We start from the raw sequence: 12,263 nt of genomic DNA, 5'->3' as shown, positions 1-12,263 counted from the left end.
CATCACTTTCTCTTACGTATTGCTGATTACGAGCACGGTTGCGTTATCTTTGGCCCCGCCGAGATATACTTCACGCATTATCGAGCGAGCACACGCTTCCGGCGCATTTTCATTCGTAATTAAAATATCACGTAATTTTGCGTCCGAAACCATATTATAAACACCGTCAGTGCACATCATAATCATTTCTTCCGGTTGCAGCGTCAATCGACCCGTGTCGACTTCCAAAGTATCCGTTGTACCGACGGAACGGGTAATTACATTACGCGACGGATGAAATTTCGCCTGTTCCTCAGTTAATGTACCTTCGTGAACCATTTCGGTAACCAAGGAATGATCTACTGTAATCTGGGTTAATTGCCCACGATAGTAGCGATAAATTCGGCTATCTCCGACATGCGCCCAAAAGAATAAATCTTCTTCGACACGCGCGACTAAAAGCGTTGTCCCCATACCGGCCAGATCCGGCTCGTTGTTAACACGTTCACGGATAGCGATATTTGCTTGATTGACAGCATCTTTTAATGTGACTTCGTTCCAAAGCTCCGAACGTTCACCGCTCACATAATCCGATACACGTTCAATGGCTATGTGGCTTGCGATCTCACCGGCAACGTGTCCCCCCATTCCGTCCGCCACAATAAAAAGCGATGGCAAAACGATGCGGAAAGCGTCTTCATTGGTAGGACGCACAAGACCACGTTTGGTGATACCAAAACTTTTCATGAAACCACCTTAACAGTAAATTTAATCAATATATGAATATCGTATCATCTATCAAATACAGCGTCAAACTAGGCATTATCCCTAACAAATTTCATTTTGAGTTGACCACAGGCGGCTTGAATTTCTGTTCCCATCTCTTTACGGATGGTAGCGGCTATTCCCTGCTTTTGCAACTGTTCACAAAATTCCTGTGAATGTTTCATTTCTGGTCGTCGGTAAGGAATTCCCGGGCTCTCATTTAATGGAATCAAATTTACATGCGCGCGCAACGGACGAATCATTTGCGCCAACTCGGCGACATGTTCCGGCTTATCATTGACTCCCGCTAAAAGGATATATTCACAAGTCACGCGCCGGCGAGTGGTTTGGGTATAAAATTGTAACGACTCCAATAGTTCCGGCAAGGGATACCATTTACTGATCGGCATGATTTGATTGCGGATTGTATCGTTCGGTGCATGTAACGAAAGCGCTAATGTAATCGGCAATTTTTCTTTAGCCAAATCATAAATTTTAGGTGTAATACCTGACGTCGATAGCGTCATATTTCGATAACTTATCGTTAATCCTTCAAAATCATGGCACATTTTCATGAAAGAAAGTACGTTGTCATAATTTTGCAAAGGTTCTCCGGAGCCCATCAACACGAAAGAGTGAATTTTGATATCATAGAGAAATTGCCACAAATAAATCTGTGCCAACATCTCTGCGGCCGTTAAATTACGTTGCAAACCGGTTAAACCGGAGGCACAGAATGTACAGCCGACCGCGCACCCTACCTGTGTGGAAATGCATACGGAATAACCGTACGGCTGGTTCATCAGTACTGTTTCAATCAATGAGTTATCGCTATAACGCAGCAACAGTTTGGCGGTTTTCCGGTCGCTGCTCCGTTGTTCACGCACAATGGTCGGAAAATCGATGACCCACGATTCTATCAGTTTGTTGCGCAATGCTTTCGGCAATTGCGCCATTTCGTCAAAATGTAAAATACCACGCTTATACATATAATCGAACAACTGCTGACTGCGGTATCCGGGAGCGCCAAGTTCCTTCATTAAAGTCCGTAATTCCGGGAGGTTTTTACCCCAAATATTTTGTTTCATATTTTGTTTTCCCAAGCGCAAATATAAAAACCGTCTGTTTTCGATTCCGGCGGCCAAAATCTATACTCATCTGTATTGATCGTATTTTCCAGCGAAATAGTGCACGGCTGCAATCGGGAGTGTGCTTGTGAAATTCTTTCTCTTACGCCTTCATTCTCTTCCGGATTCAGTGTACAGGTACTGTACACTAAGCGACCGCCCGGTTTTAAATACGTAACGGCACGTTCTACGATTGCCTGCTGCAAGAGCGGAAAGTCTTTTAATTCCTTTGACGTACGTCGCCATTTAAGATCCGGGCGACGTCCGATAACTCCTAATCCGGAACAAGGGGCATCAACGAGTACTTTATCAAATTTTTTTTGCCAATCCGGATTTTCTTTAGTGGCGTCCTGCACCACTGCAGAAACGATAGTTACGCCCAACCGCTTACAATTATCCCAAATCAGCTGTTGTTTGTGAGAATATAAATCACAGGCAATAATTTCTCCCTGATTTTCCATGATTTGTGCTAAGTGAGTGGTTTTGCCGCCGGGCGCTGCACATAAATCCAATATGGTTTCACCCGGTTGTGGAGAAACCGCATGTGCCACCCACATAGCCGCTTCATCCTGGACATATAAAATTCCGCTTTGCAGCTCTTCACGAATGGCGGCAATCCCTCCCCTGCTAATGGAAAGTCCTTCAGGAACGGCAAGTTTTACTACGTCTACACCGCGAGATGCTAATTTTCCTATAACCTCATCCCGTGTTTGCATAAGCGTATTCACACGCACAGTGAGTGGTGCCGGCTGCGTAAAATAAGCAAACAGCTCTTCCGTGCGCTCCATGCCCCATGTACGAACAGCCCATTGAGCGAACCATTTGGGCTGACAATATGTAAGACTTAAATAGGTAATAGGACCATTTGTCCGTTGGGGAATTTCAAACTCTTTTTGCTTGCGTAAATAGCTACGCAAGCAACCATTTACAAAACCCGCACTGCCACGATGCGATACTTTTTTCGTCATCTCGACGGCTTCGTTAATGGCCGCGCGCGCAGGTACACTGTTTAGAAAAATAATTTGATATAATGCGCACAACAAAATGAGTCGTACATCCGCATCCAATTTTGCCAACGGCTGGCGACTTAAACGGCCTAATATCCATTCCAAATAATTTTTCTTACGAATTACACCGTAAATAATTTCGGTGGCAAACCGGCGTTCGCGATCTTCAGCAGGCCATGTGGTAAATACTTGTTGCAAGGCAATATTTGCATAAGCCTCTTCCACAAGCACCTTACGCAAGACGACGAGCGCTATTTCTCGAGCAGTTTTCAACAGACTTCTTTTCTCCTAACAAATGAGCTAATACTTTATCTACTTTTTGCAGATCCACTTGGGTATTGAAACAGGGACCATAGGGACGACTATTTAAAACTCCGAACACTAAAATCGGAAAAACATCTCTCATTCCCAAAACCAGATCTCTCTCACAAGCGATCGCAATAATCGCTTTAGGACGATGTTTTTTTACTAAAAGGCGCGCAAAGGTTCCTCCGGTGGCGATATATAAGGAAACTCCATATGTTTTGGCAAGATGAACCAGCCCTCCCACCGGACAACGCCCGCATTCACGACAGGCAAACGCATCGCGCGTTACTTTGATCGGACAAGTATCATTTTGCAAGCAATGCGGTGTCAGCAGCATAATATCTTCCGGCTTGAGTTTCGGCAAATAACGCTCTGACAACGTATTAATTAAATCTACCAACGACTGGGCGACATGTTCTTTCGGAATACGGAATACTTTGCCCCACAAAATGCAATACGGTAAAAACATATGTACCGTTTTACTGGCGCTACGCAAAATTCCCAAGGGCAATTCGTGATGGGTTTCCAACGCCACGCCGATGCATGCAATCAGGCCGCCGCTGAAGATCACGCCCGCTGCCGCCAAAACGTATGCAAGATTCGGCAAAATAGGATGCAGCAAAGTTAAGCCGGGCGCCAATAAATACGCAATCGCAAAAACGATCGCGCCTAATGTTACCCACGTCAACAAGGTCAAACGCAGGTAGAGATTGCGATTTTGTAACGTTTCGTCAATCTGTTTGTTCGCCAAGGACTTCACCTGATTTTATTTGGTATCCGTTAATAAACTCAGCCGTCTGCATATTCCGTTTGCTTTCCGGCTGCACTTGCAAAAGCTGCAAGCTCCCCTCACCCGTACCGACAAAAATATCCGTACCGTCCACCAATAATTCGCCCGGTAAAAGCCTCGCATGCGCTTTTGTCAGAACGGTCTGATGAATTTTCAAACGTTTTTCGCGGAAAAATGTATAGGTTCCCGGATTCGTATGCAATGCACGCACTAAATTATGAATGGTGCGCGCATTTTTACTCCAGTGGATTCGTCCCCATTCTTTAGCAATTTTCCCGGTATATGTGGCCCGATCGTGTGCTTGCTGTGTAGTATTACCAATCGCTGTAGCCGCGTCAGCCAAGACCTCTTGCAAGGCTTCTGCACCAAGTATGGACAAGTGCGCAGATAATTGATTGAATTCCCAATCAATAGGAATATCAATTCGACGTTGTAAGATGATATCGCCGGTATCCATGCCTTCATCCAAATGCATAATAGTGACACCGGTCGTCTCATCGCCATTGAGCAGACTGTACTGTATCGGTGCGGCGCCGCGATACTTGGGCAATAATGATGCATGAACATTGATCGCACCAAGACGCGGAATTTCAAGAACTTTCGCCGGAAGAATTTGACCATAAGCCACCACGATCAAAAGTTCCGGTGCAAGTTTCTGTAATTCTTTTTGCGCGTCGGCATCGCGCAGTGTTGCCGGCTGATACAACGGCAAATCATGCGTAAGGGCACACTCTTTCACCGGTGAAAAGCTCATTTTTTTACCGCGACGATTGACCCGATCCGGTTGGGTATATACGCCGACAATTTCCGCTTTCGGATGTGTTAGTACCGACTCCAGACAGGGTACAGCAAATTGCGGCGTCCCCATGAAGACAACTCTCATTCGATCGTTCCTTCATTTTCTTTGTATAGATTTTTCGCACGTTCGATGTAAAGAGTACCGTCAATATGGTCATTTTCATGTTGGATGGCCTGCGCCAACAGGCCCGTTGCGCTTACCTCATGCGTACGCCCATTTCGATCTTCATATCGTACGGTAACGCCGGTAGAGCGCTCGACCACTCCCACAAAACCGGGAACACTTAAGCACCCCTCCGTCATTTCTTCTTTTTCATCAGATAAAGTAATAATTTCCGGATTAATATATTCCACATAACCGTTGCCGTCATCAATGACAAAGATTCGTAAGGATTCACCGACTTGTGGTGCTGCAAGGCCCACGCCGTTGGCATCATATAACGTATCTTTCATATCTTTCAGCAAAGTTTTAATCGATTTTGTCATTTTTGTAACAGGTTGCGCCTTTGCTTTCAGCACGGGCGCACCCGCCAACACAATTTTTCGGACTGCCAATCGTGTCACCTCTTTTGTATATTAACTCATTTCCATATCTATTATTATACCATTTACTTGCCATAGAGCGCTTTGCTTCATATGCGCTCTAACCACGTCAAGATTTTTGGCTGCTACTTGAAAAGACATATAGAACCGGCCACGCAATTTAGCCTGATAGTCAGGATAAATATCCGTATATTCCACTTCTACCCCTTTTTCTGCAAGGATTTTTACAAGGTCATCAAATAGAACTTGTAAATGACTTTGCGCTTTTTCTTGGCTCTCCGCAAAAGCACTGATTTTAGCGCGTTTAAAAAACGGCGGGTAATGCAAATACTCGCGCAGTTCAAGTTCTTCGGTATAAAAATTCTGCCATTCATTGGTGCAGGCCGCCTGCAATGCATAATGCCCCGGATGGTATGTCTGCACAATGACGCGCCCGTCACCGTCTTTACGTCCTGCGCGTCCGGCTGCTTGCACAACCAATTGAAATACCTGTTCCGCCGTATTATATTGCGGGCGATTTAATAATGCATCGATGCTTAAAATTCCGACACAGCCGACATTAGGAATATCATGGCCTTTCGCCACCAGCTGCGTTCCCAACAAGATATCGGCTTTCCCCTGCGCAAAGGCATCTAAAATTTCTGCGCGCCGCCTTGCATTCCCTGCATTATCCGTATCCAAACGCAGGACTTTCGCCCGAGGAAATGCTTCCGCTACCACTTTTTGCGCGCGTTGCGTGCCGAGTCCAAAATATTTAATCGCTTTACTGGCACAATTCGGACAGCTTGTGGGCATCTCCCTTTCACCGCCGCAACGATGGCATTGTAAAGTATGGGTTGGTAAATGGTAAGTATAAGGCAAGTCGCAATGAGGACAGGTTAAAACATAACCGCATGTCCGACAGGAAACATGAGTGGCATAGCCGCGTCGGTTTAAAAGCAAAATAATTTGACGTCCCTGCGAAAGCATCGTTTGCATCGTCTGATACAATTCCCGTGAAAGAATGGAACGATTCCCCGCCTCCAGCTCGCTGCGCATATCGACAATATGCATTTTCGGTAAGGATACACCGCCGATACGTTCCGGGAGCAGTAGTGTAGCGATTTCACCATTTTCAGCGCGATAATAACTTTCCATCGAAGGTGTTGCCGCGCCTAAAACGAGCGGACAATGATGCCAACGTGCACGCCACTCCGCCACACGTCTAGCATGATACCGTGTCTGCTCACTTTGTTTGTAACTGGCATCGTATTCTTCATCGATAACAATAAGGCCGATTTCTTCTGCCGGCATAAATATGGCGGAACGAGGTCCGATCACAATATTTCCCCGGCCCGCACGCACACGCCTCCAGTTATCAAAGCGTTCCCGCTCCGTCAGGCCGCTGTGTTGGCAAAATATTTTTTCCGCTCCGAAGCGTGCCGTAAATCGACGAACTAATTGATCCGTTAACGAAATTTCGGGCACCAAAACCAAGACATTCTTGCCTTTCTCTACGGCGTTAGCGGTAGCGCGCAAGTATATTTCCGTTTTGCCGCTGGCCGTCACTCCATGTAGCAAAAACGTTTCGTGCCGTTTTTCGTTTAGCGCTGACGTGACGTTTGCCAACGCTTGCTCTTGTGACGATGTAAGTGAGGGCAAATGATCCCGAATAACGGCATGAGTGTTACACTTTTCGTGAGTACTTATATATCCATTGCTGAGTGCCGATTTGCGTAATGCGGCAGAAAATCCCGCGGCATTTAATTCTGCCGATGTTTGCTCAGGATGCTCTGTTAAAAAGAGAACCAACTCCTGCTGACGAGGGGTACGCATAAGTTGTGATAGTGCGGGATCAATGGCTGCGTCCCAAACGACTTCACTCGCAAATCGTGAATCACTCAGCCGTTTTAGTTCACCTTTAATCCAGCCATTGGCAAGCGCCTCCAGCATATTGGGAAAATATTCCTTCAGAAGTTTTTGATGGTTTGCAGGAATATTCCCCAGTGCTATTTTTTTTTGCCCTGATACCGTCAAAGTATAGCGAGTTTGGCTTTTGACTGTTTTTTTATCCACTAAAAACAAACGCAAAGCTTCGATCAAAGGACATACATAGTAGCTTGCAATCCATTCTGCAAGTGCCAGCATTTCCGATGTAAACCAAGCAGTATCTCCTATTGTCACAAAAACACTTTTTAGATCAAGCGCTGCATCCTCAGATATTTCCGGTCGAGTCTTCCAAACGATACCCTCTTCGTGACCGGTTCCCCATGGAACGATCACTCGCCAACCGGGAGTAATGTATTCCATGTGGGTAGGAATACGATATGAAAAACATTTTTGCAAATGTTTAGTCGGTCGATTAATGATAATTTCCGCTACCGTCATAGCTTCTCCTATGTGAAAAAGAAGACGGCATGTACCGTCTTCTTATAATCCCGCATCTTTACGCAATTTATCTGCCTTATCGGTGTGTTCCCAGGGTAAATCAATATCCGTTCTGCCAAAATGGCCATACGCCGCTATCTGTGCATAAATCGGTCGTTTTAAATCAAGATCATGAATGATCGCTGCCGGGCGTAAATCAAAATGAGTACGAACCAGATCTGTGATTTTTTCGTTGGGAACTTTACCCGTGCCGAAGGTGTTAACTAAAATCGATACCGGGTGTGCTACACCGATCGCATATGCCAGCTGAATTTCACACCGATCCGCAATCCCCGACGCAACGATGTTTTTCGCCACATAGCGTGCTGCATAGGCAGCCGAGCGATCCACCTTTGTCGGATCTTTACCGGAAAATGCACCGCCGCCGTGACGAGCCATCCCGCCATAGGTATCCACAATAATTTTACGACCGGTCAAGCCGGCGTCCCCTTGCGGACCGCCAATGACAAAGCGCCCTGTAGGATTAATATAGAGCTTCGTTTTATTGTCATACAAGTTATCCGGCAAAATAGGCTTGATGACCTGCTCGATAATATCGTCACGTAATTCTTTTATCTCTACTTCGGGGCTATGCTGTGTCGAGATAACGATTGTATCAATATGTACCGGCTTACCATCCACATATTCTACTGTTACTTGTGTTTTACCGTCCGGACGCAAATACGGCAAAATACCGTCCTTGCGAACTTCCGCCAAACGTCGCGCCAAACGATGTGCTAACGAGATCGGCAACGGCATCAATTCAGGCGTTTCGCGAACTGCATAGCCGAACATCAGGCCTTGGTCCCCGGCACCGATTTCGTCAAAGCGGTCTTCACTTTTTTCTTTTGCTTCCCACGAGCTGTCTACACCGATAGCGATATCTTGCGACTGTTCATCAATCGACACCAACACCCCGCAAGTATCCGCATCAAATCCATATTTCGCACGATCATAACCGATGCGCCGAATCGTTTCACGAATAATTTTATTGATATCAATATCGCAAGATGTTGATATTTCACCAACAACGTGTACTAAACCGGTGCTGACTACTGTTTCACAGGCAACTCGTCCATCCGGGTCCTGTGCCAAAATCGCGTCCAAAATATTGTCTGAAATTTGATCGGCAATTTTATCCGGATGTCCTTCCGTTACCGATTCCGAAGTGAAAAATTCTCTTTCTGCCAAAATATTCGCTCCTTTTGCATAAAAAAATCCCTCCATGAGGGATTTCCCTCATCTTCCAGTTGCCTGTCGGATGTAGCACCGAATTGAACCGGTTGCTGTGGCTTCTGCGGGCCGAATCCCTCCACCACTCTGGATGAGTACAGTTATTATTTTATGATATTATGCTATTTTTTGCAAGCGCTCACCAATTCCGCGGCCCGTTTAATGATCTCTTCCGCTACCCGGTCTTTAGTCATGATATCCAAAGATTCGTGACTGCCGTCACGATAGACGAACGTTACGATGTTAGTATCCGTCTGGAAGCCGGCGCCGGGGGCCGCTACGTTATTGGCCACCAACATATCCAGATTTTTTTTGATCAATTTGCCCTTGGCATATTCCAAAACATTTTGGGTTTCCGCCGCAAACCCGATCAAAATTTGTTGCTTTTTACGTTGGCCCAGTTCATATAAAATATCAGGATTGCGTACCAGCTTGATTTGCATATCTTCGTCCTGTTTTTTGATTTTTTGAGATGCGGTTTTCGCCGGGCGATAATCCGCAACAGCTGCCGCTTTGACGACAATATCGGCAGTATCAAATTCGGCATCAATGGCGTCCTTCATTTCCCGCGCGCTATTGACATGAACGGTACGTACACCGGGAACTTCCGGCAGCGATGTTGTCGCACTGACCAAGACCACTTCGGCTCCCTGCCAAGCTGCAGCAGCGGCTACCGCATACCCCATTTTGCCACTGGAGCGGTTGGAGAGATAGCGTACCGGGTCAATAGCCTCGCGTGTTCCACCGGCGCTGACAACCACTTTTTTACCTCGTAACAAACCTTGCGATGCCACTCTTTCAATGGTGGCAACAATTGTCTCTACGGCCGGGAAGCGCCCCTTACCGTTTGTGCCGCAAGCCATATCTCCCGATTCCGGTTCGATGACGGTATAGCCCGCACTGGCCAACTTTTGTAAATTGCTTTGCGTAAAAGGATTTTCATACATCCGGGTATTCATCGCCGGCACGACAACTACCGGGGCAGTTGTTGCCATTACGGTTGTCGTCAGCATATCATCGGCAATCCCGTTGGCTACTTTGCCAATTAAATTTGCGGTCGCCGGTGCCAAGACGAAAACATCTGCCAAGTTGGCCAGAGCAATGTGCTCTACATTCCAATGGGTAATCTCTCCCCACATCGTTGTCGTAACCGGCTGACCGGAAAGTTCACGAAAAGAAAGCGGCGTCACCAACTTCGTTGCGTGTTCCGTCATAATCACATGAACTTCCGCGCCATGTCGACGCAGCTCTCGAACCAAAAAAAGTGCTTTATAAGCAGCAATGCCGCCGCTTACACCAAGAACTACTTTTTTCCCTTGTAAGCGTCCCATTATTGTATATTTCCCGCCGGATGGGTAGCCGCTTTCTTGACTTTACCGTAATAAATTTCTTCTAAAGCAATCGTTGTCGGCTTTTTCGCATCCGCTTCTACCAAGGCCTCAGCGCCTTCGGTAAGTTCGCGTGCTCGTTTAGCCACCATAGAAACTAAGGTATATTTACTATCTACACGCTTCAATAAGTCATCAATTGATGGGAATACCATAACTACATAACCTCCCTGGTAATATACTTTTCAAAAATAGTATCGATTTGCTCTTTATTACGAGACAGTTTACAACGCTCTGCCACCATAATGGCGCGAACCTTGTCTACGGCCTCATCCAATTTATCATTGACAACGATGTAGTCATATTGGTGCGCCAACTCAAGCTCGCTAATCACTTTCGCAAGACGCATTTGGATCACTTCTTTGGAATCAGTATCCCGAGCATATAGACGATGAGAAAGCTCCTGTAAAGACGGCGGGACAATGTAAATAAAAATCCCTTCGGGATATTTTTTCTTGACCTGCATTGCGCCTTGAATATCGATCTCAAGTAAGACCGTTTTACCTTCATGAACCAAATCAAGTACTTGCTTTCTCGGTGTGCCGTAGTAATTGTTATAAACTTCGGCATATTCAAGGAAGGCATCTTGTTGCAGCATATCTTTAAACTTATCGACGGAAGTAAAAAAATAATTGACCCCGTCAACCTCACCTACTCGTTGTGGCCGAGTAGTGACCGAAATAGAGTAACGAATTTCCGGATGAAGTCGGCGCAGCGCATCACAAATCGTGCCCTTTCCTGCACCGGAAGGACCGGAGACCACTAAAAGTACGCCTTCGTCATGTTTGTGCGCCGCACTCATTCTTTTTCTTCATCCCATTCTTCGCCGAATTCATGTAAGCGATTGGCAATTGTTTCCGGCTGGATGGCCGATAGAATAATCTGTCCGCTGTCCATAATCAGAACGGCGCGCGTTTTCCGGCCATACGTTGCATCCACCAGAATGCTCTCTTCGCGGGCTTCTTGGATCATACGCTTGATGGGAGCTGATTCCGGACTGATAATTGCCATCAGTCGACCGGCAGATACCATATTGCCAAATCCGATATTAATTAATCGTACATTTATCATCGTTTTCTCCGATTCCTTTATATTCGCCACTGAATACCTCTACTACCGGACCTGTCATTTGTACCGGCTTGCCAACACCCGGCCAAGTTATTTGCAGCCGTCCGCCGTCTAAAATTAACGTCGCTGTATCTTTTATCAGTTGGTTGGCAACAGCTGCTACCAATGCTGCACATGAACCTGTTCCGCACGCTTCCGTAATGCCTACACCGCGTTCCCAAACACGCATGCGGATTTCATTCGGAGATAAAATTTGCGCAAACTCCACATTCGTTTTTTCGCTAAATAGCGGATTGGTTTCGACCCGAGGCCCCCAATCTCCCACCGGCACTGTATCAACATCATCAACGAATGTAACAACGTGCGGATTTCCCATAGAAACACCGGTAAATGTAAGCGCCTTTCCGTCGAGATTAATTTGAATATTTTGCGCAGGTTGCTCCTTATCCGCAGTTATACCGATGTCACCGCGTCGTAATTTAGGTACGCTCATAATCACGGTAACCTCTGATTCCTGCGGCGTATGGTCAATCACATCCGCTTGCATGACTCCGGCAACTGTCAAAATACGCCAATGCTTTTTGTCCGGCTGCTGCTGTGTTGCATAGGCAGCCACACAACGGGTTACATTGCCACACATTTCCGCAATAGTTCCGTTCGCATTATAAATCCGCATTTCCAAATCATAGTGAGAATTTTCGGGAGGCAGTATGATCGCTACACCGTCTGCGCCGATGCCGCGTTTACGATCGCATAGTTGGCGTGCTAAAGAAGGTGTTATCACCACTTCTTCAATAAGTCCGTCCAGTAAAACAAAATCGTTTCCCAAACCATGCCACTTTGTAAACTGCAT

General features: G+C 46.2%; 13 protein-coding genes and 1 riboswitch. All 13 genes read right to left on the bottom strand.

Annotated elements, in window-relative coordinates; genetic code table 11:
- Positions 1 to 12: 12 nt before the first annotated feature.
- A complete protein-coding gene (locus HNR45_RS00945) occupies positions 13 to 726 on the bottom strand; it encodes a Stp1/IreP family PP2C-type Ser/Thr phosphatase (RefSeq protein ID WP_024049203.1) in 714 nt (237 codons plus the stop codon).
- A 68-nt stretch (positions 727 to 794) separates the two neighbouring features.
- The gene (rlmN, locus tag HNR45_RS00940) at positions 795 to 1,832 is read right to left on the bottom strand and encodes a dual-specificity RNA methyltransferase RlmN (protein ID WP_159821940.1); all 1,038 of its coding nucleotides are present in this window, start codon (positions 1,830 to 1,832) and stop codon (positions 795 to 797) included.
- Positions 1,829 to 3,103 carry a 16S rRNA (cytosine(967)-C(5))-methyltransferase RsmB gene (gene rsmB, locus HNR45_RS00935; RefSeq protein WP_235020559.1) on the bottom strand — a complete coding sequence of 425 codons (1,275 nt, stop codon included), beginning with the start codon at positions 3,101 to 3,103 and terminating at the stop codon, positions 1,829 to 1,831. Before rsmB ends, rlmN begins: the two co-directional genes overlap by 4 nt.
- A 7-nt stretch (positions 3,104 to 3,110) precedes the next feature.
- Positions 3,111 to 3,935, bottom strand: a complete 825-nt coding sequence (locus HNR45_RS00930; RefSeq protein ID WP_159821945.1) for a DUF116 domain-containing protein — start codon at positions 3,933 to 3,935, stop codon at positions 3,111 to 3,113.
- Positions 3,916 to 4,857: a methionyl-tRNA formyltransferase gene (fmt, locus tag HNR45_RS00925; RefSeq protein WP_159821947.1), complete on the bottom strand. Its 942-nt coding sequence runs from the start codon at positions 4,855 to 4,857 to the stop codon at positions 3,916 to 3,918. The genes HNR45_RS00930 and fmt overlap by 20 nt, the downstream gene beginning before the upstream one ends.
- On the bottom strand, positions 4,854 to 5,336 hold the full coding sequence (gene def, locus HNR45_RS00920) for a peptide deformylase (RefSeq protein WP_371712912.1): 483 nt from the start codon (positions 5,334 to 5,336) through the stop codon (positions 4,854 to 4,856). The genes fmt and def overlap by 4 nt, the downstream gene beginning before the upstream one ends.
- Positions 5,337 to 5,348: 12 nt before the next feature.
- A complete protein-coding gene (priA, locus tag HNR45_RS00915; protein ID WP_159821951.1) occupies positions 5,349 to 7,682 on the bottom strand; it encodes a replication restart helicase PriA in 2,334 nt (777 codons plus the stop codon).
- 42 nt (positions 7,683 to 7,724) lie between these two features.
- Positions 7,725 to 8,912: a methionine adenosyltransferase gene (metK, locus tag HNR45_RS00910; protein ID WP_276529514.1), complete on the bottom strand. Its 1,188-nt coding sequence runs from the start codon at positions 8,910 to 8,912 to the stop codon at positions 7,725 to 7,727.
- Positions 8,913 to 8,957: 45 nt separating this feature from the next.
- Positions 8,958 to 9,052, bottom strand: a riboswitch (SAM riboswitch).
- A gap of 24 nt (positions 9,053 to 9,076) precedes the next feature.
- Positions 9,077 to 10,285 (bottom strand): bifunctional phosphopantothenoylcysteine decarboxylase/phosphopantothenate--cysteine ligase CoaBC, encoded by a 1,209-nt coding sequence (gene coaBC, locus HNR45_RS00905; protein ID WP_159821953.1) that lies wholly within the window; start codon positions 10,283 to 10,285, stop codon positions 9,077 to 9,079.
- On the bottom strand, positions 10,285 to 10,497 hold the full coding sequence (gene rpoZ, locus HNR45_RS00900) for a DNA-directed RNA polymerase subunit omega (RefSeq protein WP_159821955.1): 213 nt from the start codon (positions 10,495 to 10,497) through the stop codon (positions 10,285 to 10,287). Before rpoZ ends, coaBC begins: the two co-directional genes overlap by 1 nt.
- 2 nt (positions 10,498 to 10,499) lie before the next feature.
- Positions 10,500 to 11,144: a guanylate kinase gene (gene gmk / locus HNR45_RS00895; protein WP_159821957.1), complete on the bottom strand. Its 645-nt coding sequence runs from the start codon at positions 11,142 to 11,144 to the stop codon at positions 10,500 to 10,502.
- Positions 11,141 to 11,410, bottom strand: a complete 270-nt coding sequence (remA, locus tag HNR45_RS00890) for an extracellular matrix/biofilm regulator RemA (RefSeq protein ID WP_034436343.1) — start codon at positions 11,408 to 11,410, stop codon at positions 11,141 to 11,143. Before remA ends, gmk begins: the two co-directional genes overlap by 4 nt.
- Positions 11,391 to 12,263: a diaminopimelate epimerase gene (gene dapF, locus HNR45_RS00885; RefSeq protein ID WP_159821959.1), complete on the bottom strand. Its 873-nt coding sequence runs from the start codon at positions 12,261 to 12,263 to the stop codon at positions 11,391 to 11,393. Before dapF ends, remA begins: the two co-directional genes overlap by 20 nt.

The organism is Negativicoccus succinicivorans (assembly GCF_014207605.1).
Classification (GTDB): Bacteria; Bacillota; Negativicutes; order Veillonellales; family Negativicoccaceae; genus Negativicoccus; species Negativicoccus succinicivorans.
Note: the sequence above shows the minus strand (reverse complement) of the source record. Positions and strands in the feature narration are given on the sequence as shown.

Excerpts from the sequence above, each read along its gene's own strand:
- rlmN (WP_159821940.1), bottom strand. The coding sequence starts at position 1,832 with ATGAAACAAAATATTTGGGGTAAAAACCTCCCGGAATTACGGACTTTA.
- rpoZ (WP_159821955.1), bottom strand. The coding sequence starts at position 10,497 with ATGGTATTCCCATCAATTGATGACTTATTGAAGCGTGTAGATAGTAAA.
- coaBC (WP_159821953.1), bottom strand. The coding sequence starts at position 10,285 with ATGGGACGCTTACAAGGGAAAAAAGTAGTTCTTGGTGTAAGCGGCGGC.
- HNR45_RS00945 (WP_024049203.1), bottom strand. The coding sequence starts at position 726 with ATGAAAAGTTTTGGTATCACCAAACGTGGTCTTGTGCGTCCTACCAAT.
- gmk (WP_159821957.1), bottom strand. The coding sequence starts at position 11,144 with ATGAGTGCGGCGCACAAACATGACGAAGGCGTACTTTTAGTGGTCTCC.
- fmt (WP_159821947.1), bottom strand. The coding sequence starts at position 4,857 with ATGAGAGTTGTCTTCATGGGGACGCCGCAATTTGCTGTACCCTGTCTG.
- dapF (WP_159821959.1), bottom strand. The coding sequence starts at position 12,263 with ATGCAGTTTACAAAGTGGCATGGTTTGGGAAACGATTTTGTTTTACTG.
- priA (WP_159821951.1), bottom strand. The coding sequence starts at position 7,682 with ATGACGGTAGCGGAAATTATCATTAATCGACCGACTAAACATTTGCAA.